This is a genomic window from Aestuariivivens sediminicola (assembly GCF_022662015.1).
In the GTDB taxonomy this organism is placed as follows: domain Bacteria; phylum Bacteroidota; class Bacteroidia; order Flavobacteriales; family Flavobacteriaceae; genus Aestuariivivens; species Aestuariivivens sediminicola.
Genome location: NZ_JAKMCM010000001.1, coordinates 723,133 through 747,956 on the forward strand (window position 1 = coordinate 723,133; position 24,824 = coordinate 747,956).

Here is a 24,824-nt window from a genome sequence, read left to right on the forward strand (position 1 = left end):
TAACTATATGAGCCCATTTAATGGTTTATACACTGTGCTCTGTACGGTTATGTATTACAATTCAATTTCGTATATCCTTGATGCTCCTCCCCAGGGATGATACCCTTTTCCTATGTATTGAAATCCATACTTTTCATAGTACCCGATATGCTCTGTACACAGATATACGTATTCAAAACCTGCTGCTTTGGCATCTCTCTTTGCGTAATCTATGAGCAATGCACCATAGGCATTCCCTCTATGCATCTTATCTATAAAGAGGGCATTAATCCAGGGATATAAATCGCCTCTGCTTATAAAATCATTCGTAATCAGTCCGGCGCAGCCAATGATGTGGTCCTCATTTCGTAATAAATACCATTGCGGTAATGCATTTTTAGCAGTCAGGCTATGACTGATACAGTCCTCATAGATCACAGGCAGAACATCCGGCCAACTTTTTTGGAAATAGGCTATGGCTTCATCCTTAAATTCCGGGGTTTTTCTTACGGATATGATTTTCATTTTATCAATTCGGTTAAGGTAAGACCACTATAGAACACTGTTAATGTAATTTAAAGATCAATTGCACACAAATCGTAATATACATCAATACAAGGCTTCATCACAACAAATCGACTACTAAAGAACAACGGCCATGTCCTAAATCGTATACACGCCTAGAGAATCCTAATATGTAAGATCTGATCTGATAATATCAAGACCGAACTCACGAAAATTATAATAATTGCTGTCCAGGTATTAAACTTCCAATTTAAATTATACGTTTTTGATATCTTATAAACCAGAAAAAATAAGAATACACTAACAAGAATGGATAATGTAAAAACCCCTATTCCAAAGAATTTACCGATTCTTCCTTCATCATTAGGATTGATGAAATTCATCCCTCCTGCAAGTAATCTCATGTATAAAGGGGTGAACAAGAAGGGATAAATGGTCTTATTCCAGCTATTTTTCATAAGAACTACAAATACAATTACAGCCTGAATAACAGTGATTAAAGGCCCTGAAGCTGAAATGTAAACGTTATGCACATCAGTCCAATTATGTCCTGACACCGGGGATACCGAGTTGAGTCTCAAAATGGATTCATATCCCAGTGATTCACTTGTTATCCAATGCGTAAATTCATGGATAATCCAGGTAAAGAATACAGCACTCGAACATGCTAAAATATATTTCCAGGTTATTTTTTGATCGGCCATATTCAATACATTTTGCACAACTCTTTATACATTACCAATATAGGTATTTATACTATTGGATATATCTATTTTGTATCCAATTTTATCCAATACCTAATTTGTTGAATAAGATCCTAAAGATACTACATTAAAATCTAGTATGTCCATGCAAAGCATCTTCCATGAATAGGAAGATGTGTTGTCACAATATTCAGTTCATACATTCCCCTGGGAACACCAATGTTTACGGGGCTTAAAAAACATGCGCAGGAAATAAAATTGCTTCCGTATAAAATGAGGAAAACATAGGTACAAAACTGGGAAAACATAAGCATAAAATCCGGAAGCCACAGGCATGGATTTTTTGTTCGATGCCCTTAAGTATTACAGCAAGCGCTTCGGGTTACGGTTGGTATAAATTCCATCGGCGTGAAAATATGCATTAACCTACACCACAACCACAAGTTTACAAAAAAAACAATGACCACAAAATCTTGTCTTTTGAAGCCATTGAATTTATATTTTGTTATGGGCTTTTTATTCTATAATTATTTCCTCTAGCTTTAATGAATTTTCACCATGTGTAAACAACCCTTTTACTTCGTCTTCATTAGCTAAAGCGTTTGATAGATTTTCACATAAATCATTGCAATCAATATCAATTTCATCTAACAGAGTAAAACCATTTAAAATATCCCCATACACAAAATTTGGTGGATTGATCATCGAAACGCTCCTTAATGTTAAGGTAAAAGGTGTCACGTCTTGAGTTGGTGTCTTTGATATAATATCTATTAATTCATATACAATAGAAGAACCATCAGCTGGTGGGTTATTTAGAGATTTTTTTATAACTTTTAATTGATATTCAAACCCAAATTCATAAACAAATCCATCAATACCATCATATATATATGACCAGTTATCTGTCCCAATATTTTCATTTTCTTGAACCATTAATACTAATGTTTTATCTAAACCTATTGCAGTGAGCTTATAATGGTTGACTTTTAGTATTGCTTCTTGAGCAGATTCATCATTACTACAAGATAGTATAACTATAGATACGATAAATAAAAATAATTTTTTCATATTTGTGAGTTTTATAAGTTTGTCCAAACTATTCCGCTAGTATGACCGTCCAATAAGTTTGCCTCTCCAGGCTGTCTTATAAGTTGGCTAGCATAGTGGCTGTATTTAAGAAGTTGTTTTCTTCCATTTCTTATATGTCGCATGGAAACATATATTTCGTTTCCTGCAGAGCCAATGTCAACGAGTCTATCATCTATACTGGCATAAGCTGGCATGGCTAAAGTAGTAAAAGAGCCATTATCTTGATATAGTCTAATTCCACCATCTTGTAAAACCCAAGGTCGTCCTACTAAATCCACAGTAACTCTTTTACCCTGTATATTACTAGCAATAAGAGACCAACTGTTGCCATTTTTTTTATAAAGGTTTGTTTGTCGAGTATTATTAGCTAAACAATAGATGTTGCCTCCACCTTCAGATATATCAATGGTAGTGTACCCCCTTATGCCTGTATTATATCCTGAAAAATTTGTTAGAATTTGACCGCTGGAAGTTATATCAACACAAGTGGGAGCATTCGATCGATAGCTCTGTATCACTACATTATTCTTGTATAAATCAACATAATACCGTCTTCTCTTTAGATAAACAACATCAGAATTATTATTGGCTCCAATATCTAGTATATCATTATAAGGATCATTTATTGGCTTTATTTTGTTTGGACCTGGGTACATGTCTGTTAAACCGTTTATGTCAGTATTTGACAGTCCTGATCTTTGAGTAGAAAATGTAGATCCATCTAGTTTAGTTATTGTTGGTAAAGAAGTACCAGGGAGATTGAAAGCCCAAGAACTATACATCATTATAGAACCAAAATTAAAACTACCATAATTATGTGCCAGTTCAGTTTCAAAATTAGGTTTTGCATCTGGTATTATATTCTGCCAGTGGATAATTATGTGATCATCTCTATCAGGTCTACTTTGTTCATGAAAAACACCCAATGCATGGCATATTTCATGTACTATTGAGCCCCTTATACAGCCATCTGCTAATCTTATTAATTGTCTGCCCCCAGTCATACCGATATACGATGAACAACCATCTGAAGTAACAAAATCAATATAGTTTCCTGTTGCAGTTTCATTAAATCTAATGTTAGTGTTTAGTTCAATATGGTTAATTGCCCACAAAATGTCATCTCTCCGATGAGGAAGCGAAATATTGAAATTTACCGTACTGTTTGTCCACCGTCTGGATAAGGCTGCAATTGCCTTGTTCTGCATATTCTTATCGGTGTCGGTAACAGTCGTGTCTTCTTTTTTCAAATGTTTTACTAGTTCTTCAGATATTAATATGTCTCCTTCGAAGACTTTAAAATTGTCAATTTCCAAGTAATAAAACGTTTTTCCGTCTTTCGTCTCAAAAGATTTCTGTTCACCTGTTCTGTTTGGAAATGCAATTTCTTGCTCGAACTTTGACAGTTTAGGTTCAGTTAGATTAGGATTATCAAGGTCGTTAGTACAGGAAACAACCAAGACACATAGACATAATTTTAGAATTATTTGTTTCATATTAAAAGGGTTAAATCATTATACCTACTCCCGTTTTTAGTCTTTTTTCGGTTCGTTCCGACCGTCATAGGGTATAAATTGCCCATAACATAAATATAAAAATGCATTAGTCGCTTATTCAACATAGTCGATTGAAACATCATCCAGTTCATAAACACCATCAAACCCATCCCTTCCGCTACCGGTATATTTAAAAGCAATATGAATGGTCCCTGAAATACAAGATAGATCAACAGTCCCAGAAGGCAGCCATTCTACAAAGGAATCGGAATCCTTAACCACATAGGCATCGCCTAGAATAAACCAATCGGCACTAACAACACTTCCTTCATTACCGTCCCAATTGGATGCATATAACACTTCCAGATAACTGCTATCCGCCTGACTATTGGAGGTTTTAAATCGAAGTGTAGTACCAGGGTGCAGATCCAGATTAATCGGTGGTGTTATTAACCAGGCTATGTTACTGACATCTCCGGAACTGGCTGATTGAAATCTTGCTGATCGCCCCAATGAGGCATTAGCAGACGAGGACGTCCAAGCTTCCCAGGATTCCGATCCTTCCTCGATATAATTAGTCCATCCATTCCCTGAAATGGGATTGTTGTTTTTTTGTGATTCAAAATCTTCGAAAAACAAATTTGCCGTACCTGGTGCAGCTGCCGTGCCACAACCAAACTCTAAAGGATCACAACGCTCCGAACTATCGAAATGAATATCTGCTGAACTGTTTGGAATCAGCACGTTAAATTGATCTCTATAATCGCGGCTGTAAATTCCTGTAATGCTTCCTTTACCCTGAGGCACCATCAGGGCTTTAAAATCTGAGAACGTACTGGTTTGCATAACCATTTGAATACCGGAATCGCAACCTTCTAACAAACGGTAACCGTCATAGTCGTCAAAAGATTCACCGGCAAAAGTTGCCCCAAGTTCGAATCTGTTTAACTGCATATTATGCATTTCAATGAGCGTGTTTTCAAAGGTTTCTGATAGGGTATCCAAACTAACTGTTACTGGCAATATATTGACCACATCGTTTGTTCGTATTACAATATCTCGATATTCAGAAGCGTGAATTTGTTTTACCTTTACGCCTTCTCCTTTTCCAATAACCAAAACGCCATTTACTTTTCCAACGGTAAGTCCTTTTAATTTTACGAATACGCGTTGTCCAAATTGATAGATATCTGAGAGACTTGTATCATTAATTTCAATTTTGAATCCCAATCTTGGATCGGAATCGGGATTGCCATCACCCGTTTTGTTCTGAATGATAAGTTCCTTATAAAAGTTACCCGCTCTATCGGTTGAAATCACATAGCCCTCTATATATATGTCGTCCTCTATTAAAACACTCGCTTGGCCATCATTGACGGCTTGTTCATATAATGATTTCACCGCTTTAAAGGAAGTTAATTGCTCCATTGGGATATTTGGATTTTGTATTGAAATATCAGGTGCTGCAAAACGATCATCCTGAAGGCAGGACCAACACATAAAAATCAGAATGAAATAGCTTATTATGCGCTTATGCTTCCTATTATTCATTGCTAATACAAAATCCATAATAGTACGGTTACATTAGAATCTATAATTCATATTTACAAAATAGGTGGTACCCTGGCCAAACCAGTATTTCGAACCAAATACAGGCACTTCCAATGCCCTATCGTCTCTTAATTGTCTGTAGTTTGCATTTCTTCCCTGTTCGAAACCACCTGTTTTGTAAATTTCATCCAATACATTATTAATACTCACAAACAGCCCCAAATAGGTATTCCCTAGTCTCCAGGATTTACCACCTGCAAAATTCACGACAAAATAATCATCAAATTTTTCCTGCTTAAGCAGCTCTTTCGCTAAAGTTTCATCATAATCATTAAAAGGAATCCCATCAAAATCTGATATAAAATTTGAGCTTCTCAATAATGGATTGATATCGATATATATGTCGGAAAAGTAATTTACAGTAGTACTGAACCACCAATACCTCGGATCACGATATTCAAAACCGAATGAATACGCATGCTGGGGACCATTGGCGAGCTTATAATTTTTTAAGTATGATTGTCCATAATCGTTAAAACCATCAACGAATCCAGCATTTTCAGCGCTTTCATCCGGTACAGCTGTTAAGAATAAACTCGGATTGTTGCTGTAAGTAAATTGACCAATCGATGCCGCTGTATGCAGTTTAACAGAAGGATTCACTGATACCTCCAGACCAAATTCCAGGCCTAAATAATTCTTATTAACACCTTGCAATATTTCCTGAATGAAAACAGCATTGTCTCCCCCAACGCCATCTGCAAAATAAAAAGCCAACTCATTGTCATCTTTAATAGTTGTATAATAGCCGGTGAATTTTGCATTTAAATTTGGTGATCTGTAATGGTAAGCAGCATCAATTGAAGCCAACTTTTTCTCAATAATATTGGGAACCACATTATTATTCTGCCTGGGGTTGGAGTATGAATTACGCAATGAAGGTGCCTTATGGACATAAGCTAGATTAAAACCAAAAAGGTGTTTACCCGTTAATTTGTAGGTAACACCTCCTTTAGCTCCAAAGCCCAAAAAGTTTTGTTTCTCTCCCTTACCAAATGAGGTATCTGGAAATGCTCCATTTTGATATAATCCTTCTCTCAGGTATTGCGTGCCACTTACACTTCCAGCCAGATAAAAATCGACCGTTTTGTATCTAAATTCCACCTGTGAAAAGACATTAAAAACATGAGCGGATAAAATAAAGTTGTACTTAAATTTATCTCCTTCTGTTACTAATCGGTTCGGGTTGAGCAAATCATTCTGACCTTCAAAAATTCCGGTGGAAAAGGGATTTACATCTAAATAGGTGTCTGCCCCCAAAAGATCAATTACCAAAGCAAAATTTTCGGATTTTAATTGTTTGAAACTAACCGAGGCATCAAATAGGATGTTTCCATTTATCTTTGTATTTAATATCGTATTAAAACTAAATTGCTCATCATTTGTACGATCCTCATACAAGACATAAGTAGCATTATGCCCATTATGAGTACCGTTCGTATTCGCTTCATACAATCTGCTCCAATCAATTTGTCCTTTATCTTTGAACGCCTTTAGAGCTAAATAGGCAGACCCTAAGTCATCAGGAAAATTTCGTTCAAAGTAGCTGGGCAATTTTTGGTAATACGCCGGACTGGGATTTGCTCCGCCGCCTTCTGACAGACCTTCAATTGATGTAGAACCACCGTAGTCTAATCGGCTATCTCCCCTTTTTCCGAATTGATAGGCCAAATTCGTATGTATTGATGTCTTTCCCGATACATCCCAATAATGGCTAAAAATAAAAAAGGGTTCTTCGATGTGCTTCATCCTTGAGTTTCGCTTTTTCCCATTTTGCCATCCCCAATATTCATTGTACCTGATTCCTTTTAAATTGAAAACTTCTTCTGTTTTTGGAGAAGACTTACCCCGTTTATTTGGGCTATAAACCGATACAACGTTAATCCTGTGTCTATTTGAAATTTTTTTTTCAACAGAGGCAAGAAAAGAATGTGATTCATAGGGTGTACCTTCTGTAAAGCCTTCATTCCCCCATCGTCTTCCCATTGATAAAGCAAATGCCCAGTTATTTTTTAATACCCCGGAAGCATAACTTGTCATAAAGCGATTCTTATAGCTTCTGTTGGAAAATGAGTAGGTTAACCGACTTCCCTTTCTAATTTGTGATGCTGTGAGATTGATATTTGTGGTTCTCAAAACACCACCAAACCCATAAGATGAGGGTGATATTCTCCACGAAAGCTCTTGATTGGCCATAACATCATTCAAGCCACCCCAGTTACTCCATTGTGGTCTGTGATCATATACCTTATTCATCTCGATACCATTAATAAAAATCGATCCAAATTCAGAATCCAAGCCTCTGGCCCTGTAAAAGGAGGGGCTAAATTGAAAAGCCACTGTTCTTTGAAAAATATCCAGAGTAGATGTGAGTAAACCGGATACTGTATTCATATCTCCTGCGACTTCATTAAGTTCTTGATCCGAGAGGGGTGTTGTATATAAATCAAGGGAAGTCACATCGATGTCTAATGTCATATCTGCAATATTAACGGTTTGACCTTCATTAACCAGTATAGGATATGTCCTGGTCAAATATCCTTCTTTGGAAATTTTTAGAATGTGTTCACCGAAACCTATATTCCAGTTGAATTCGAATTGCCCTAAGGTATCGGTATATGTGAAATGTTCAGTTCCTTCAACTGAAACCATGGTATTAGCAACTGGTTTGAAGGTAAATGCTTCCTTTACACTCCCTTTGACAATTGTGAATTGTGCAAATCCCATCAGATTGTCGAATAAGATGACACCAAGTATTGTAAGTTTTATCTTTAAATATCTCGTTGAAATAATACTAAACAGGTTACGTTAATGACTACAAACATAGCTATGCTCTAGGATTTCATACCTCTGAATTGCACTTAATTGTAATGAAATATGTTCGAATGAATAAATTACATGTATCCGTATTCTTAATAATGGCCCTGCTATTACAAAATGCGTATGCTCAGGAAAAAAAATACATCATCCATACCATAGGCTTTTATAATCTAGAGAACCTATTTGACACAATAAATGATCCCAATACTTTTGATGAGTACAGCCCCATAATGGAAATAAAAACGAATAAATCCGAGGTTTATAGAAAGAAAATAACCAATATGGCGAAGGTCATAGCCGATATGGGTTCTCAATTTACACAACATGGTCCATCCCTTTTGGGCGTAGCTGAAATTGAAAACGTTATGGTTTTGGAAACCTTAGTGAATCAACCGGAATTAGTGGATAAAGATTTTGGCATCATTCATTTTAATTCCCCCGATGTCCGTGGAATAGATGTCGCCTTGCTTTACCAGAAAAAATTATTTACACCCACCCATTCCAGCCGTCATGAACTAAAACTTTTCGATGTTTCCCATGCAAAACACGATTATACCCGAGACCAACTTTTGGTAAGTGGACTGCTAACTAATGAACAAATCCACATCATCGTCAACCATTGGCCCTCCAGAAGAGGAGGAGAAGACCGAAGCAGATATAAACGCTTAGCTGCCGCAAAACTCAATAAACATATTATAGATTCCTTACAAAGTAAAAACCCAAATGCCAAAATAGTTATTATGGGTGATTTCAACGATGACCCCTGTAATGACAGTTTCAAAACTATTTTAAAATCCAAAAGACATAAAAAAGAGGTTGGTTTTAAGGGCATTTATAACCCTTTTGAAAATTTCTTTAAACGCGGCTTGGGGACCACTGCTTATCGCGATAAATGGAGTTTATTTGACCAAATATTGATTACAAAACCCTTATTAGGGAATGATTACAGCTCATTTCGGTTTTATAAAGCCGGGATATTCAATAAAGATTATGTCATCAACCAAAAAGGACGGTATAAAGGTTATCCCTTTCGAAGTTTTTCAAATGGCCGTTTTACCGGTGGGTTTAGCGATCACTTCCCCGTATATATTTACCTCATCAAGGAAGCGCGGTGATTAAGACCATCACCTCCACCATGGAACGTTGAAAGTCTCCTTTCCGCAAAGCTCTAATTCCACCAGGTATCCCATGGGATCCTTGACAGCAGCAGTATGAGTGCAATAGCGTAGAAAATAGCAAGGTTCTTGAACTTTGCCCCCGAGGTCAGTCTCCTCTTATGCTTCGAATAGCCTATGGTTATTAATACCACGGCAATGATATTGACCGAGGGATGCTCCACGAGATACAAGCGGGCCACAGCATCGCCCATTACACCGCCTCCCAAGGCACTCCAGACCTCAAATCGGGGGGATACGAAATAGAGCAGTAATCCAATTAATAACTGGATATGCGACACGATTAAGGTAAACAGCGATATTCTAAAATCCTTTGCACCATATTCCATATCCGAAACCAATTTGAACACGGCATTTCCGGTGCTGAGAATTAATATGAATAATACCAAATAGGCCCAATAGGAATGTAAACTGAGAACGGTTTCGTAAAACATACTTTTCGTTTATTTTATTTTAGCAAATGTAACAATAAAAGCCATAACATCCGACCTCCTGTCAGGTGATCCGCCTCTTACTCCCATTTATTTTCAGCATCGTTACCGCCCCAGATCAGGGTAGCAAGATAGGGGTTGTCAATAAATGGGTTCCTGTTCCCCTGTGCTGCATAGATCACCGAATTTCTCTGCTCCTCAAACGGGGACACGGGGTCTTCAATATTCCATTTGATAAAGAGTTCTATGGTGCCCACCTTGTCAAAGGTCTCCCCATATCGAATGTTGAGATACATGACCATTCGGGCGACGTCACCCTTCCAGTCATCCCCGGGATACCAGGTCTCCCCTTCGAGTTTGTAGGTGCCACTGCCATCAGCAAAGGGATAATTGAGCCTTGCGCTGTTCACATCGGCATCACAGACCCTGAGGTGATGCAGATCGGTTACAGCATCTGTAGCCTCAAGCAAGGATTGCGGATATATGTGTTCTGTATTAAAAGTCTGCGGTGAATAGGGGTTCGTACCAGAGGTATATTCCTCCCAATACCGGCTTTCTCCGGAGTACATCAATATCACATTATCCGCATTGTTCAGGTCCTCATCCGCATTATACAGGTGTTCATGCCGCTGACCGTAGGATAAAATGGTCGTGTGGTTGGATGTGGTATGCCCACTGAGTTCATCGAACATTAGATCCGATGCTTCAGAAAAAATAACACCACTGTAATAGGCAACCAACTCCGATGGGATGTTAAAGGGTATTGAGGTAACGACGTTAACAGTGACCACTGCGGTATCGCAAGAATTGGAGGGCTCGTCGTCGTCGCAAATGGTATAGCTAAAACTATCCTGTCCGATAAAGCCATTAGGGGCCGTGTAACTTATGGTGCTATCGCTATTCAAAACAACAGTTCCCTGTGTGGCGCTGTCATCAACAGCAGTCACCTGAGCGTCATCAATAAGTGTATCATTAACCAAAACTTTATCTAAAATCCGCGTACTGTTTTCAAGGACATTCACCACATCGTCTTCAGCAACAGGATTGCCTTCATCCGTAACGGTGATGGTTACCGTGCCAGTGGAACAATTCTTAGGTGTATCGTCATCGCAAAGGGTGTAGGTAAAGGTGTCTTCACCGACAAAACCCGCTTTTGGCGTATACAGATAATGGGTGCGTTCATCGGTTACGGTACCACCTTCTGAGGTCGTTGCATCAAAGCTATCGATCCGGGCATTATCCACTACAGTATCATTATTCAATAGGTTATTCAGCTCAAGTTCTGTGTCTTCCACAGTAGTGGCAGTATCGTTTACGGCAACCGGTTTCCCATCATCCGTTGGAGTGGGGTTCGGATCAGGATTGGAAGCATCATCGCCTCCTGAACTGCAGTTACAATACAACAGTACGATTAAAATAGACCATATCAACTTTTTCATAACCTAAATGTAAAATTTTTAAAGATAAAATATCCCCAAAAGGCCTAACACCATTTTGGGGATATTTGAATTAAGGTATCTATTACCTGTTAATTATTTCTATTGAAGTACCCAAACACCGTCTGTTTTGATAACGCCTAGGCTTTCAGTTCCACTGGAACCATTGTATATATCGAAAGTGACTACGTACTTTTGACCTTCTGCAGCATTAGGATCCAAATTATCCAAAACAAACCCTAGAGCTTCGGCAATCATACTGTCAGTCCACTCGGCAGCATTACCCGGTCTTCTCTCAAAATTACCATAATTATCCATACTCGTTGTTGCGGCGGGATATTTATCTTTTAAAGACTCAACGATCAACGCATAATCCGACGTAGCCAATGTATATTTAATAGTGTTATCTGGAACCCACGCCGTACCGTCATGTCCAAACTGCAAGGTAAGATTTGCTTCATTTTCATATACGGAAAAAGAGGTTCCATCAAAAACAAAATTACTCGTATAACTTCTGGTTACACCACCTCCCCGATACAGTTCATACATGGCTCTAACAACATCCCCAGCTTCTCTTGGGTCATATTTATAGACATCCAACAACTTAATAGGCATCTTTGCTGCAGCTTCATCATGACTTGAGAAATTAGGAAAACTTTCTCCCATTTCATTATATTCGTCTTCTGTAAAACCGACTATTCTTTCCCAGTTATCATTTTCATAAGCGAAACCATCCGTTAAGGTACTCTCTCCTCCAGCGTAATAACGATATCTTAAAGACACAAAATCACCTTCACTGGGTGACGGGTAATTCGCCTCTAAATAATCGAAGACGTGATAATCTCTATCAAAATTACCATATGTTTTTCCGGTTATGGCATTATGTTCTGCATCAGATAATTCATAGACATCCTCACTATAGGTATCAACCGGTGCATACAACTTATAAGTAACCAATGCGGAAGATCCTTCGCCTAATGCAGGATACTTCTCAGAAAGAAAACCTGGTAGCATAGATTTGGCATCTTCTTCTGTATCAAAATTACCATAGTTTAAACCTAAATCTTCATAGTCATCATCTGACAGCGTCAATACGACATCACCCGAAACAGTTAAGGTTTTATTGGCGTTAATGTCATCATGAATATCCTCAAGAGGATTACATCCTGTAAAAACTAATCCTAATAAAAGGATAACTAAATAAACTAATTTTTTCATTTTCATCTTTTTTTAAAATTCAAGTCTTAATCCTACACTGTATGTTCTACCAGGACCGTAATATACTAAGGCGGTCGCTGAAGTTCCATCTACATCATTGGCATCAGAGATGTATTCAGTGTTAAACACGTTATTAATTTTTCCATTTAAAGTGGCTTCAAATGCTCCCATTTCAAAGGTGTGTCTCAATCCTACATCGAATAATCCAAAATCAGGGAGTTTCCATACATCCGGTAAATCAGCACTTCCTCTGTTCGTAACATCATAGGATGAATAATTATCTCCTGCAAAATTATAGTCGATATAGATGTTGGACCTGGTCGCCAATTTATAATCTGCACCCAAAGCAAATGTAGTCTGAGCTGCATCACCAACTTTTAAATCTTTGGCATAAACCTCGATAAAATCTACTTCATCTCCCTCTTGGTCTCTTACGGATGCCGATACATTACTTTTCCATTTCCAATCCCCTAAGGAAGCCATACCTGTTAAAGTTAAATAATCTGTTGCTTTAAACCTAAAATCCACTTCAATACCTTGATGTAAAGCATCAATACCCAATAAGTTATAGAATACTGGTTCATCTCCTGTAGGTATAAACCCGGAATATGTTTTATCTAACCATTTCGTATGATAAATGTTAACATTTGCACTTAATTTTTCTCCTCTGAAACCATAACCCAGTTCAGCACTAAACACCTTTTCATTTTCGGCATCTTGATTAGGTTCAATTCCATCTTCATCTAAAAATACGGAGTCCAGGAATGGCGCTTTTGAAAAATACCCGATATTCACAAATATATTGTTATTAACATCTAAATTGTAATTACCCCCACCTTTAATACTGAAGCCAAAAAAGTCAACACCAACTGATGACCTGGTTCCTGTAATCTCATTATTCATGAATTCCTTCTGCTTGTAATTGGTATTCGAGATATCTCCGGCCATAAATAAATTTAAATAGTCATTAACCTGATATTCCGCTTGTCCAAAAACACCATATCTGTTCACAATACCGTCATAATCCTTATTGTATTTATCACCTACTCTTAATGGTTTACCAAAGGCGAAGGTGTCTGTTTCATTATCCAAAAAGAAATCTCCCCCGAGTAAATCATCAACCTCATACCAGTGGGAGCCTATATAATAGCGAGCATCAAGGCCTCCAGAGATAACCAGGTTATCGTTAATGGTATTTTTATATGATGATAAAATTCCATACCACTCATGTGAGTTTCTGGATGAAGAAATGATGTCCGAAGATCCGGCAACTCCATTGGCTTTGTTTTCTTCAACAATTCTGTCGAAATCAATAGGTTGCAATCCCGTTCCACCTATCCTATATTCTGCCGATCCAATTTTTGAACCTTCATCTCTTCTTCCTCCACCTGAACCAAATGAAGCATAGAATGCAGTAGAAAGCGCGGAATGATCATTAATATTCCATAAATGATTGATAGACATTTGCGGCTTATGATAAAAATTATAGGATTGATGATAAATTTCCCCATTCTTATAACCCCAATCCTTATTCGCCTTTTGTGGACCAGAGTCCGTGTCTTGCAACTCAGCAATCGTTGAGCGATTGAAACGTTGTCCATGTTCCTGTTGTGCACCAAATGCCGTAAAAGACAATCGATGATTGTCGCTCAGTTGTTGTGACAAACTAATAAAATAGTTATATCCAAAAAACTCAGTGCCATCTACAAAGCCATTCCCTGAGATTTTCGAAGCAGAAACCGTAGCGGCAAAACCCTTATCTGTTAAACCCGTTGAATAGGTCATTCCATATTTTAAATACCCATCATTAGCAATAGAGGAAAATACATTTCCCCCCTTTTCGGCATCGGTACTTTTAGTTATAATATTAATGGTACCTCCAACCGAGGGCACAGCAACCTTAGAGGCTCCTAATCCCCTTTGGACCTGCATGGAGGAAGTAACATCGCCGAGACCGGCCCAGTTGGACCAATACACACGCCCGTTTTCCATATCGTTTACCGGAACCCCGTTTATCATTACAGCCACATTTTCTGAATCAAATCCTCTCAAGTTTATTCTTCCATCACCATAACCTCCACCAGCTCTGGTTGCATAAACACCCGGTGTGGATTTTAAAATTTCAGGAAACTCCTGAGTACTTAATTTTAAAGAAATATCTTCAGATTTTATTGTTGATACCGCAACAGGTGTCTTCCTATCCACCGCAACGGAAGCTATAATTTGAACTTCCTCCAAGCCTATTTGACTGGATTCCAGTTCAACGTTTCCTAAGTCAGCATCCCCGGAAAAAGAAAGTGTTTTAGTTGTATAACCAACATAGGTAATAATAATTTCCCCTGAAGAACTTTTTGTTTGAAGGGTAAAGTTCCCATCGAAATCAGCGGTAACACCATTGGATGTACCTTTTTCGATAATATTAGCCCCTAAAAGCGGTAAGTCCGTTCCCTGTTCTACTATTGTACCGGAAATCGTGCTTTGCGCCATCATGACCGTAGTGCATAGAAATGCCACAGCCACCAATAAAAATTGCGTCGTTTTTTTCATAATTAATTATTTGAATTAGTCACTGCAAAAATAAGGATAATGACCTGATTATCATTATTTAAATGTTAACAAATTTAACATTTGTTAATAACTAAAAAAACTATTAACATTTTTGATGTTAATAGTTTTTTAGCCCTAAATATTTGGTATTATCTTATTTTAAGAGCCTTTTTTATAATGATTCAATAAATTGAATGTTGAAGGATCGTGTTTATTAACAATGGTACTGTTAAATTCCTGTAAAATTTTCGTTGCCAATTGCTTTCCGAGCTCCACACCAAACTGGTCGTAACTGTAAATATTCCATATAATGCCCTGAACAAATATTTTATGTTCATACATGGCAATGAGCTTTCCTAAACTTTCCGGGGTCAGTTGGTCTATAAAGATGGTGTTGGTGGGTTTATTCCCTTCAAAAACCTTAAACGGAATGATGTCCTGCTTCGTGCCTTCAGCGATAACCTCCGCCTCAGATTTACCGTTTAACAGGGCTTCGGTCTGTGCCAGAAAGTTGGATATCAATTTATCCTGATGGTCCTGATTCCCATGCAGGGAATTGACAAACCCAATGAAATCGGCAGGGATCAATTTCGTTCCCTGATGAATCAACTGGAAAAAGGCATGTTGTGCATTCGTTCCCGGTTCGCCCCAAATAATGGTGCCTGTCTGATAGTCTATTGGATTACCGTTCCTGTCAACACTTTTACCGTTGCTTTCCATGATACCCTGCTGCAAATAGGTTGCAAACTGATTGAGGTATTGCGTATAAGGGATAATGGCTTCGCTTTCAGCCTTAAAGAAATTGTTGTACCAGACACTGATCAGTGCCAGTACAACCGGAATGTTTTTTTGAAACGGTGTATTCTTAAAATGGGTGTCCATGGCATTGGCCCCTCGCAGCAGACCCTCGAAATGATCGTATCCCAGGGCCAAACTTATGGTTAACCCCACTGCACTCCATAATGAAAACCGACCGCCTACCCAGTTCCACATGGGAAACACATTAGCCTCGTCGATACCAAAGCCTTTAACGGCCTCCAGATTTGTGGACACAGCTACAAAGTGCTTGGCGATATCCTCCTGTGTTGCCGTGTTTAAAAACCACTGTTTTATGGTTGTTGCATTAGACAGGGTTTCCTGGGTAGTAAAGGTTTTGGACACCACTACAAATAATGTGGTTTCCGGATTAAGTGCCTTGATGACCTCATTGACATGATCGCCATCTACATTACTCACGAAATGCGTGGTCAAATGGTTTTTATAATAGTGTAGGGCGTCTACGACCATTGCAGGACCAAGATCCGAACCGCCAATTCCTATATTGACCACATCGGTAAATGCTTTTCCAGTATACCCTTTTAAGGCCCCACTTACAACCTGGTTTGTAAAGTTCCTGATCTTCTCCCTGACCTCATAAACTTCCGGAATCACATTGACGCCATCAACATAAAAGGCATCTGATCTGGCTGCTCTCAGTGCGGCATGCAATACCGCACGTCCTTCTGTTCGGTTTATTTTTTCACCGGAGAACTGACTGGCAACAGCGTCCTTTAGTTGCACTTCCTCGACTAAGTCCAAAAGCAATTGCAGCGTCTCCTCGGTGATCCTGTTTTTTGAATAGTCAACATAAAAGTCTTCCCACTGGATCGCCAAATGATCAGCTCTGTGTTTATCTTTAAGAAACAGATCTTTCATATGAACATTCGAAACCGTCTCATAATGCGCTTTCAGTTTTTTCCATGCCTGTGTGCTTGTCGGGTTGATTCCAGGTAGTGCCATATTATGATGCTGCTTGTTTAATTGTAGGTTTTCCCAATTCCTCTTCAGTGGGCCTTTCAGGTTCGAAAAATATATTATCCAGTTGGTATTTAACCGGTTTAATGAACTCTAAATATTTTTCTTTTAGTTCCTCTGCCATAGGTTTGGCTTCCGGCAATTTCTCCCTGAAGGGATCGACCTGTCTGCCATTTTTCCAAAACCGGTAACAGACATGGGGGCCTCCGGTATTACCGGTCATGCCTACCAGACCGATGACATCGCCTTGTTTGACAAACTGTCCCACTTTCGCCTTACGCCTGCTCATGTGCAGGTACTGGGTCTCATAGGTGGCATTATGTCTGATTTTTACATAATTGCCATTCCCTCCTCTACGGGTCGACTCGGTTACGGTACCATTGGCTGTCGCCCGGATCGGTGTTCCCACCGGTGCCGCAAAGTCGGTTCCCTTGTGCGGACGCACTTTATACCCATAGTAGGCAATGCGCCGTTTTAGATTGTAACGCGATGATATCCTGCCAAACGCTATTGGCGATTTTAAAAAGGCACGGCGCAGGTTTTTGGCCTCCTCACTGAAATAATCGACAATCCCCTTTACGGAATCGGTCGTAAAGCGAAATGCATAGAACGGTTCATTATTATGTTCGAAGTAGGCTGCCTTTACATCATGAACGCCACCATAAATGGTATCGTCAATATATTTATCTGTATAAATGACCTTAAAGCGATCGCCTTTCTGCAACCTGTTAAAATCGATCGTCCAGGCATAAATTTCATCTGCCAACTTATTGGTCAATACCGGACTGATGCCCTGCGCATCCAAGGTCTCCGAAATACTGCTGGTAATAACTCCGGTCAAGGTTTTTTCAACATAGGTAATGGGTTTTTTCCTTTTGTAGGCATGAATGGTATCTTTAAAATGAATCACCACGTAGTCTTCTTTGGATGGCTGATAGATAAACAGTTCGGGCAGTTGCAAAGAGTCTTTAGAAAACAATAAGGTATAGGGTTTGCCTATCTGTAACCTTCTGATATCGAAGGTGTCCTTTGCCTTTTCGGCGATATGAAAAATTTTAGGATATCCGATTTTATTGCGTTCCAAAATCTGCCCAAAACTATCCCCTTTTCTGATGGTATCCCGCTTAACGATGTAGTCGTTCAATTTAAAACCAAATTCGAATACCTCCCTGGGCGGTTCTACTTTTGCTATCTCTTCCTTAACTTCTGATTTTTGCTCATCGTTTTTGCAGTTGAATACGATAATACCGATGACTGCTAAAATTAAATATTTGTTCCCCAATCTTTTAGTTCTTTTTTTGTCCATAATTCCGGAAAGAATATTCGCTTTTGATATTTTGGATGCATGTATTTTACCCATTCACTACCCCCGGTCGCCTCGGCTGTTTTTCCGCCTATGTTTAAATAGTGATTTGCGGTATGATAATGTGCCATGACCCATTTAATGTTTACCGTATAATCGTAATGTCGCATGGCCTTAACTAAAGCCTTATCTGCCCTTACTTCGGAAGGTAACCCTTTAAATTTGGTCCACAGATTGTTTCTGTTATAAAATTTGGTAAATCTAATAAATTCGTCCTTATATCGTTCTTCAAAAACTGTTAAAGTATAGGACTTCTTCCCCGTTTTGTAATCTTTGCCAGCCGCCTGCCAATACAGGTGTTCGAAAGCATTCTCGTAGGACGAATTTCGATCGATGGTATCTCGAAAACGCTTGTCTATCAAATTAATGAGTTCGGTGGAGGCAAACTCGATTTTTCTGTATTGTGCACTTTGAAATCCGCTTGCCGGAGTCAATGTGGTTCTGAACTTATTGTATTGTGCTACATCCATACCATCTTTCATGATACTGAAAGAGGAGGTAAGCACATCAAAATACCGGCTTACTCGCATTATTTTATCGGCAAAAACAGAAGCTGTGAGCTCAGGATGCTTAGCCACCTGTTCTATTTCGCTTAAAATCATTTTAAAGAGTAATTCGGTAACCTGGTGGTACATAATAAACACCTTCTCGTCGGGAAGGGAGGTTCTGGTTACCTGAAGATTTAACAACACATCCGTTTGAATATAATCCCAATAGTTCATGGGTTTACTGTGCAGAAGTCCGTCGAGATGCGTGTCGAGATCCTGACCTAAACTTTTATATTTTTCTTCGAGTGCGTCCGTAATCCCCTTTTTAAGCATGAATTATCTTTTAACAACAATTTTAAAAGGATGCTTTAAGCCTTTAAAAGCCTCCAAATCGGCTCTGAGCGATCCCACTGCCAGATCGGCCTTAATGCGCAAAGGTACTTTATTTTTATCTTTTGAAACCCAAAGCGTCAGACTTTCCTCCTCTTTAAATACGCGTCCCGCCATGACATAGGGTCTGAATTTCAAAGCCTCGACCGTTCCGAAATCCGTATTAATTTCGTCTTCTCCTAAATACCTCAATTTGAAGCCATAATTTTCCTCGTCAAAAAACATGTCCACTCTAACTTCATCTCCTTTTTTTAACTTTTCGGTATCCAGGTTGTTTCGAAGGTAGTAGAAGGTCGATACCATATCCTGAATATTGGGTTTGGTATCGAAAACGGATTTTTTATTGTGTTTTTTATCGTTGACAAAAGCCTTATTGTTTTCCTGGTCAAACTCAATCTCGATATCCTTGGTATGCCCTCCTTCATCTATATTTCTTATAAAGAAATAGGGTCTTATGGTATACCTGTCGAAATAACTTTCATAACGATCCCTTACCTTAAAAAACCACTTGATCATTCCGGTGGTCCATCCCTTACCTGTTACGTGATACACGTCCTTGCCATCATAAAGGGATTCCTTAACCGTAAGCGTGGCATTTCCGGCCTTCAAAAAACCAGAGTAGCTCATCTTAAATTTAAACCATTCGCCACCGCCAAAGGCCGATTCTTCAGTTTTGGCCTTCATGAATTGCGTCTGGGCCATCCCTATCTGAGCAACAAACACCAATAAGAGTATGACTAGTTTCTTCTTCATAGTTTTTACAGAATTGCACATCTTCTGTCCCTGTTCAGAACAAAAATTACAATTTCTGTTCCAAAAGTATTAAAACAATAAAACTCCATCAAAATTAATTGATGAAGTTTTATGTCCTAATGATTTCAAGTTTATAGTGTACCCCGCTTGGCCTGCTCTCTTTCAATGGACTCGAAAAGCGCCTTAAAGTTACCGGCACCGAATCCTCTGGCCCCCATACGTTGAATAATCTCAAAGAACAGGGTTGGTCTGTCTTCAACCGGTTTGGTGAATATTTGAAGTAAATAGCCTTCATCGTCGGCATCGATCATTATGCCCAATGATTTCAGGGTTTCAATATTTTCACGCAACTGGTGGCTATGGGCCTCCAATCGTCCGGGAACCGCTTTATAATAGGCTTCAGGCGGTGTAGACAAAAACTCAACACCTCTTGATCTGAGTTGACTCACGGTACTTATAATATCGTCTGTGGCCACTGCAATGTGCTGCACACCGGGACCTTCATAAAAATCGAGATATTCCTCTATCTGCGATTTCTTCTTACCTTCGGCCGGTTCGTTGATCGGAAATTTGATGCGTCCGTTACCATTGCTCATTACCTTACTCATAAGCGCAGAGTATTCGGTATGAATTTGCTTATCGTCGAACGACAGGAAATTTTCAAACCCCATCACATCCTCATACCATTTTACCCAGGTATTCATTTGGCCCCATCCAACATTTCCCACCATGTGATCTATATATTTCAAACCTACCGGAGTAGGATTGTAATCGCTTTTCCACGCGACGAAACCGGGTAAAAAGGCCCCCTTGTAATTTTTCCGTTCAACGAACATATGAACGGTTTCTCCATAGGTATAAATTCCGGCCCTGACCACCTCACCGTGTTCATCCCGTTCCACGGTGGGCTCCATATAGGACTTGGCACCGCGACTGGTCGTTTCCGTATAGGCCTTACGGGCATCCTCAACCCAAAGCGCAATGACTTTTACACCATCGCCATGTTTCACGATATGGTCGTTTATGGACGACTTGCTGCTTAAGGGTGTTGTAAGTACCAAGCGGATCTTGTCCTGTTTCAGAACATAGCTTACCGTCTCCTTCGATCCTGTCTCCAAGCCTTTATAGGCATAGGATTGAAATCCAAATGCCGTTTTATAATAATGTGCTGCCTGTTTGGCATTACCGACATAGAACTCCACATAATCCGTTCCGAGAAGCGGCAAGAAGTCCTGTGCCCCTTCAAATATTTTCTCCAATCCGTAGTTTACTGATTTTATCTCTTTGCTCATGGTATGCTGTTTTATCCTTCCCACCAAAATGGGATCGTTTTATTTTATATTCATTTTTTATTTCGTGAATTCCTGGTATAACCGAAATGATCCGCTATTCCAACCACGATTTGTAATAGTCGTTATCAGCTATCTTCATGGCCTCTTCCGTAACCATTAAGGGTTTGAACGTGTCAACCATGACCGCCAACTCATCGGTCTTTACCTTGCCAATACTTCTTTCGGCCGCCCCCGGATGTGGTCCGTGTGGTATTCCTGCGGGATGCAGGGAAATATGGCCTGCTTCAATATCATTCCTGCTCATGAAGTCACCATCTACATAATACAGGACCTCATCACTATCAATATTGCTGTGATTGTATGGTGCCGGTATGGATTGCGGATGATAATCGTATAATCGCGGCACAAAACTGCACACAACGAAGGCATTCGTTTCAAAGGTCTGATGCACCGGAGGTGGTTGATGAATGCGTCCGGTAATGGGTTCGAAATCGTGTATTGAAAATGCATAGGGGTAGTTATACCCATCATAACCAACAACATCAAAAGGATGAGATGCATAAATCATTTCAATGATTTCGCCTTTCTTCTTTACCTTCATTAGAAAGTCTCCCGACTCGTTGTATGTTTCCAATTCCTGGGGCTTACGGATATCGCGCTCACAAAAAGGGGAGTGTTCAAGCAACTGCCCAAACCAGTTGCGATACCGCTTAGGGGTATAAATAGGGCTGTGGGATTCGACAATGAACAACCGATTATCTGCTGTGTCAAAATCGATTTTGTAAATGATCCCACGAGGGATCAAGAGGTAATCCCCGTATTTAAAATCGAGATTTCCAAACATGGTCCGCAACTTCCCCGTACCTCTATGGACAAAAATGAGCTCATCCGCATCGGTATTCTTATAAAAGTAATTTTTTGTGGATTCCTTTGGCGCCGACAAAACAATGGCACAGTCCTGATTTACCAGTACCGTTTTCCTGCTTTCTAAAAAATCTTTTTCAGGCTTTACCTGAAAGCCCTTTAACCTGTAGGACTGGATGTTGTTGGACTTGGCAATTTTAGGGGCCACACTGTACTGCTTTTTTATGGCTTTAACCTGTGTTGGACGCTGTTCGTGATAACTGTTGGAATACATGCCGTCGAATCCAATCGTACCGAACAACTGTTCGTAATACAAACTTCCATCAGGCTTTCTAAATTGTATATGACGCTTGTGGGGTATCTTCCCCAAAGTATGATAAAATGGCATTTATTTAATTATTAAAAGTTAGGTACTGAAAGTTTTACTTAATAAAACTTAAAAATCAAATACATATAAAAATACAAAAAAATGCCTGCTTACTCAGGATTTCTCTTGATTAGATAGTGTAGAAATAACAATAAATCGTTCCAAAACAAATGCATAGATAGCAAATATCGTAATTTTTTTAAGGGGATTAAAACCAAAACCCGACATTGAAATACCAAATACTCTTCTTTTGTTCCGTCGAATAGGAATATTTGGCCTGAATTGGACCAATAAATGTGTCCAAGGCATAACCTATGGCATAACCCCTGTAATCCGGAAGGGTGAACCATTCTCCGGTCTCGAATATATCGTCTTCAACATTGGCCCAATTGCCTTCCAGAGTAATATGGTGGTTTTTAAATATCTCATAATCCGCCATTGCGGCGGCCTTAACATAACTATTCCCGGTAAGCGATATAAAATCGTATCCCACAAACGGAATAAAATTATTAATCAGGTTATTCCCGAAGCCTCCTAAGGCAAAATCAAGGGTCTGTGTCGATTTATCGCCAAGCTTAAAACCACCGCTAACCCCCAAATTAATGGCTAGCTTGTCATGTATTGAAAACGCATAGCCCATTTTGGCCTTTGCTATCGAGAAGTCTTCAAAGCCTTCATTAAAATGGGAGGCCGCAAAATAAAGATGTACATCACCATCGAAATACACCCCCCTCTTAGGAAAATACCTATTGTCATAAGTATCTAATTTCAGCGTACCAAAGACACTGAAATAATCCGTGTTTTCAAATAAAAACGCGTCGTTCGGGTTTGTTGTGCTAAGGGTTTCAGATTTCACTTCCAGGCGCTTATGCTCAAAACCGAGGCCCAGGGCGAAATCTTTCCTGAAAAGCGTTTGTAAATAAAACTGATTGGTCTGGTCTTCCAGTTCCACATCTATCTTGTTAATTCCGGAGACCTCTATTTCATTCTCATCAAGTAACAACTGCGCACTAATCCCTTTATTAAAGGCGTTATATCGTGACCGTAATCCAATACTCCAGTAGAAGCCCTTGTCGATCAAATACTCGAAATTATAGCGCACATGATCCCCTAAAACAACATCCAGGGAAGCAATATCATTATTAAATAAGAATCGCTTTTTAGTCACGTTTATCAAGGCTGCACTTTTATAGAGATCGTCGTAATGAATTCCAAGTTTCAAAAAGGTCGTCGGTTGTGATTCACTGACATTGGCAAATAAATTATAGGCCTCCTCCTGTTCGCCTTTGACGATTTCGTAGTAAAAGGAATCGAAATTATTTGTGGCGACCAGATTGTTCACCCCCTTTTCAAAGGTCTTGTAACTTATCTTTTCACCACCTTTAATTTTCAATTTCCCCAGAACATAGGCTCTCGTATAGCGCTTATTTCCCTTGACATAAATTTGATTTATCTGGATACTGTCCCCAATTTCCTTTTTGACTTTAGCCCTGTAAGGACGCTCCTGATGTTCGAGGATCGTCTTGAGTTCCTCTGCTTTATCAAGTGCCGCTTCTTTACCGTTTTTTACAATCAACGCCCCTTCGTCAAATGACACCACGGTAAAATCTTTAATATCGGGTTTTATATAGATATCCGTCTTTTTCGATTTTACCTTCATGGTATTGATGGTCCTGAAATTGTTTATCTGACGCAAGACATCCGGTGCAGCAGTGAGTTCATCCCGTTTACGTAAACCGTCCTGAACATCTATTCCAATTATAATATCTGCACCCTTGGCGCGCAATTCATCGATGGGATAATTATTGACCACCCCGCCATCTGTTAGAACCATATCACCGATTACCACCGGTTGAAAGAGTGAAGGCAAGGCGCCGCTGGCCAATATCGACTGCGTTAAATTCCCCTGATTCAAAATAACTTGTTCACCAGTTTCTATATTGGTAGCAATACAAAAAAATGGAATAGGCAGATTATCGAAAGAGTCAATGTGGCTGACATGAAGTAAAAGCTTGGATAGCGCATTATAGGCATTTTGTCCTCTCGATAAGGCTGATGGCAACTTTATTTTAAAGTTTTCAAAAGGCAGGGAAATGGCATATTTTTCAGAATTGCCGCGTTCATAAAACGCCTTCGAAGCCCTGGGCAGTGCATCGTTAATGATGGCATCGAAATTAATCTGTCTAAAAATCGAATCCAACTCATTTCCGGAATATCCGGAAGCATATAAAGCCCCTATAATTGCACCCATACTGGTTCCTGAAACATAATCAATCTTTATCCCCAGGCTGTCTATTACCTGTAGCGCCCCAATGTGCGCCAAGCCTTTGGCACCGCCACCACTTAGCACCAATCCTACTTTTTTAGTAGGACGTTCCTGCATGTGGAATTGCGCATGCATCTGAACACATACAAAAACGCTAAGCATTAATATGTTAATTTTTAATTTCAATACCTCTTTTAAATAAATTCCATTAGA

The 24,824-nt window shown here is 39.3% G+C and carries 18 protein-coding genes; 1 reads left to right on the top strand and 17 read right to left on the bottom strand.

Annotated elements, in window-relative coordinates:
* Positions 1-54: 54 nt before the first annotated feature.
* From MR041_RS03240 to MR041_RS03265, 6 genes are all read right to left on the bottom strand, one after another.
* On the bottom strand, positions 55-504 hold the full coding sequence (locus MR041_RS03240; protein WP_242092146.1) for a GNAT family N-acetyltransferase: 450 nt from the start codon (positions 502-504) through the stop codon (positions 55-57).
* A 155-nt stretch (positions 505-659) separates the two neighbouring features.
* Entirely contained in the window at positions 660-1,208 is a 549-nt protein-coding gene (locus tag MR041_RS03245; RefSeq protein ID WP_242092147.1) for a hypothetical protein, read from the bottom strand.
* Between the two features lie 516 nt (positions 1,209-1,724).
* Positions 1,725-2,279 carry a DUF4377 domain-containing protein gene (locus MR041_RS03250; protein ID WP_242092148.1) on the bottom strand — a complete coding sequence of 185 codons (555 nt, stop codon included), beginning with the start codon at positions 2,277-2,279 and terminating at the stop codon, positions 1,725-1,727.
* 11 nt (positions 2,280-2,290) lie between these two features.
* Positions 2,291-3,796: a M12 family metallopeptidase gene (locus MR041_RS03255; protein WP_242092149.1), complete on the bottom strand. Its 1,506-nt coding sequence runs from the start codon at positions 3,794-3,796 to the stop codon at positions 2,291-2,293.
* A gap of 114 nt (positions 3,797-3,910) precedes the next feature.
* A complete protein-coding gene (locus MR041_RS03260; RefSeq protein WP_242092150.1) occupies positions 3,911-5,365 on the bottom strand; it encodes a DUF5689 domain-containing protein in 1,455 nt (484 codons plus the stop codon).
* A gap of 15 nt (positions 5,366-5,380) precedes the next feature.
* Complete coding sequence (locus MR041_RS03265) at positions 5,381-8,134, bottom strand: carboxypeptidase regulatory-like domain-containing protein (RefSeq protein ID WP_242092151.1); 2,754 nt, start codon at positions 8,132-8,134, stop codon at positions 5,381-5,383.
* Positions 8,135-8,292: 158 nt separating this feature from the next.
* Here MR041_RS03265 and MR041_RS03270 point away from each other — a divergent pair, with 158 nt between their 5' ends.
* A complete protein-coding gene (locus MR041_RS03270; protein WP_242092152.1) occupies positions 8,293-9,342 on the top strand; it encodes an endonuclease/exonuclease/phosphatase family protein in 1,050 nt (349 codons plus the stop codon).
* A gap of 53 nt (positions 9,343-9,395) precedes the next feature.
* On the opposite strand, the gene MR041_RS03275 is transcribed toward MR041_RS03270, so the two are convergent.
* From MR041_RS03275 to MR041_RS03325, 11 genes are all read right to left on the bottom strand, one after another.
* Entirely contained in the window at positions 9,396-9,836 is a 441-nt protein-coding gene (locus MR041_RS03275) for a hypothetical protein (RefSeq protein ID WP_242092153.1), read from the bottom strand.
* Positions 9,837-9,913: 77 nt separating this feature from the next.
* Positions 9,914-11,272 (bottom strand): endonuclease, encoded by a 1,359-nt coding sequence (locus MR041_RS03280; RefSeq protein ID WP_242092154.1) that lies wholly within the window; start codon positions 11,270-11,272, stop codon positions 9,914-9,916.
* Positions 11,273-11,371: 99 nt separating this feature from the next.
* On the bottom strand, positions 11,372-12,487 hold the full coding sequence (locus MR041_RS03285) for a hypothetical protein (RefSeq protein ID WP_242092155.1): 1,116 nt from the start codon (positions 12,485-12,487) through the stop codon (positions 11,372-11,374).
* Positions 12,488-12,499: 12 nt separating this feature from the next.
* Positions 12,500-15,034 carry a TonB-dependent receptor gene (locus MR041_RS03290; protein WP_242092156.1) on the bottom strand — a complete coding sequence of 845 codons (2,535 nt, stop codon included), beginning with the start codon at positions 15,032-15,034 and terminating at the stop codon, positions 12,500-12,502.
* 159 nt (positions 15,035-15,193) lie between these two features.
* Complete coding sequence (pgi, locus tag MR041_RS03295; RefSeq protein ID WP_242092157.1) at positions 15,194-16,813, bottom strand: glucose-6-phosphate isomerase; 1,620 nt, start codon at positions 16,811-16,813, stop codon at positions 15,194-15,196.
* 1 nt (position 16,814) lies between these two features.
* Positions 16,815-18,134, bottom strand: coding sequence for a M23 family metallopeptidase (locus MR041_RS03300; protein WP_242092158.1), 1,320 nt, complete (start codon positions 18,132-18,134; stop codon positions 16,815-16,817).
* Complete coding sequence (locus MR041_RS03305; RefSeq protein ID WP_242092159.1) at positions 18,092-19,012, bottom strand: tryptophan 2,3-dioxygenase family protein; 921 nt, start codon at positions 19,010-19,012, stop codon at positions 18,092-18,094. Before MR041_RS03305 ends, MR041_RS03300 begins: the two co-directional genes overlap by 43 nt.
* 3 nt (positions 19,013-19,015) lie before the next feature.
* The gene (locus MR041_RS03310) at positions 19,016-19,822 is read right to left on the bottom strand and encodes a DUF3108 domain-containing protein (RefSeq protein WP_242092160.1); all 807 of its coding nucleotides are present in this window, start codon (positions 19,820-19,822) and stop codon (positions 19,016-19,018) included.
* Between the two features lie 131 nt (positions 19,823-19,953).
* Complete coding sequence (gene hppD, locus MR041_RS03315; RefSeq protein WP_242092161.1) at positions 19,954-21,114, bottom strand: 4-hydroxyphenylpyruvate dioxygenase; 1,161 nt, start codon at positions 21,112-21,114, stop codon at positions 19,954-19,956.
* A 94-nt stretch (positions 21,115-21,208) separates the two neighbouring features.
* Positions 21,209-22,366: a homogentisate 1,2-dioxygenase gene (locus MR041_RS03320; protein ID WP_242092162.1), complete on the bottom strand. Its 1,158-nt coding sequence runs from the start codon at positions 22,364-22,366 to the stop codon at positions 21,209-21,211.
* 187 nt (positions 22,367-22,553) lie between these two features.
* Positions 22,554-24,773, bottom strand: coding sequence for a patatin-like phospholipase family protein (locus MR041_RS03325; protein WP_242092163.1), 2,220 nt, complete (start codon positions 24,771-24,773; stop codon positions 22,554-22,556).
* Positions 24,774-24,824 lie beyond the last annotated feature (51 nt).

Excerpts from the sequence above, each read along its gene's own strand:
- MR041_RS03240 (WP_242092146.1), bottom strand. The coding sequence starts at position 504 with ATGAAAATCATATCCGTAAGAAAAACCCCGGAATTTAAGGATGAAGCC.
- MR041_RS03245 (WP_242092147.1), bottom strand. The coding sequence starts at position 1,208 with ATGGCCGATCAAAAAATAACCTGGAAATATATTTTAGCATGTTCGAGT.
- MR041_RS03250 (WP_242092148.1), bottom strand. The coding sequence starts at position 2,279 with ATGAAAAAATTATTTTTATTTATCGTATCTATAGTTATACTATCTTGT.
- MR041_RS03255 (WP_242092149.1), bottom strand. The coding sequence starts at position 3,796 with ATGAAACAAATAATTCTAAAATTATGTCTATGTGTCTTGGTTGTTTCC.
- MR041_RS03260 (WP_242092150.1), bottom strand. The coding sequence starts at position 5,365 with ATGGATTTTGTATTAGCAATGAATAATAGGAAGCATAAGCGCATAATA.
- MR041_RS03265 (WP_242092151.1), bottom strand. The coding sequence starts at position 8,134 with ATGGGATTTGCACAATTCACAATTGTCAAAGGGAGTGTAAAGGAAGCA.
- MR041_RS03270 (WP_242092152.1), top strand. The coding sequence starts at position 8,293 with ATGAATAAATTACATGTATCCGTATTCTTAATAATGGCCCTGCTATTA.
- MR041_RS03275 (WP_242092153.1), bottom strand. The coding sequence starts at position 9,836 with ATGTTTTACGAAACCGTTCTCAGTTTACATTCCTATTGGGCCTATTTG.
- MR041_RS03280 (WP_242092154.1), bottom strand. The coding sequence starts at position 11,272 with ATGAAAAAGTTGATATGGTCTATTTTAATCGTACTGTTGTATTGTAAC.
- MR041_RS03285 (WP_242092155.1), bottom strand. The coding sequence starts at position 12,487 with ATGAAAAAATTAGTTTATTTAGTTATCCTTTTATTAGGATTAGTTTTT.
- MR041_RS03290 (WP_242092156.1), bottom strand. The coding sequence starts at position 15,034 with ATGAAAAAAACGACGCAATTTTTATTGGTGGCTGTGGCATTTCTATGC.
- pgi (WP_242092157.1), bottom strand. The coding sequence starts at position 16,813 with ATGGCACTACCTGGAATCAACCCGACAAGCACACAGGCATGGAAAAAA.
- MR041_RS03300 (WP_242092158.1), bottom strand. The coding sequence starts at position 18,134 with ATGGACAAAAAAAGAACTAAAAGATTGGGGAACAAATATTTAATTTTA.
- MR041_RS03305 (WP_242092159.1), bottom strand. The coding sequence starts at position 19,012 with ATGCTTAAAAAGGGGATTACGGACGCACTCGAAGAAAAATATAAAAGT.
- MR041_RS03310 (WP_242092160.1), bottom strand. The coding sequence starts at position 19,822 with ATGAAGAAGAAACTAGTCATACTCTTATTGGTGTTTGTTGCTCAGATA.
- hppD (WP_242092161.1), bottom strand. The coding sequence starts at position 21,114 with ATGAGCAAAGAGATAAAATCAGTAAACTACGGATTGGAGAAAATATTT.
- MR041_RS03320 (WP_242092162.1), bottom strand. The coding sequence starts at position 22,366 with ATGCCATTTTATCATACTTTGGGGAAGATACCCCACAAGCGTCATATA.
- MR041_RS03325 (WP_242092163.1), bottom strand. The coding sequence starts at position 24,773 with ATGCTTAGCGTTTTTGTATGTGTTCAGATGCATGCGCAATTCCACATG.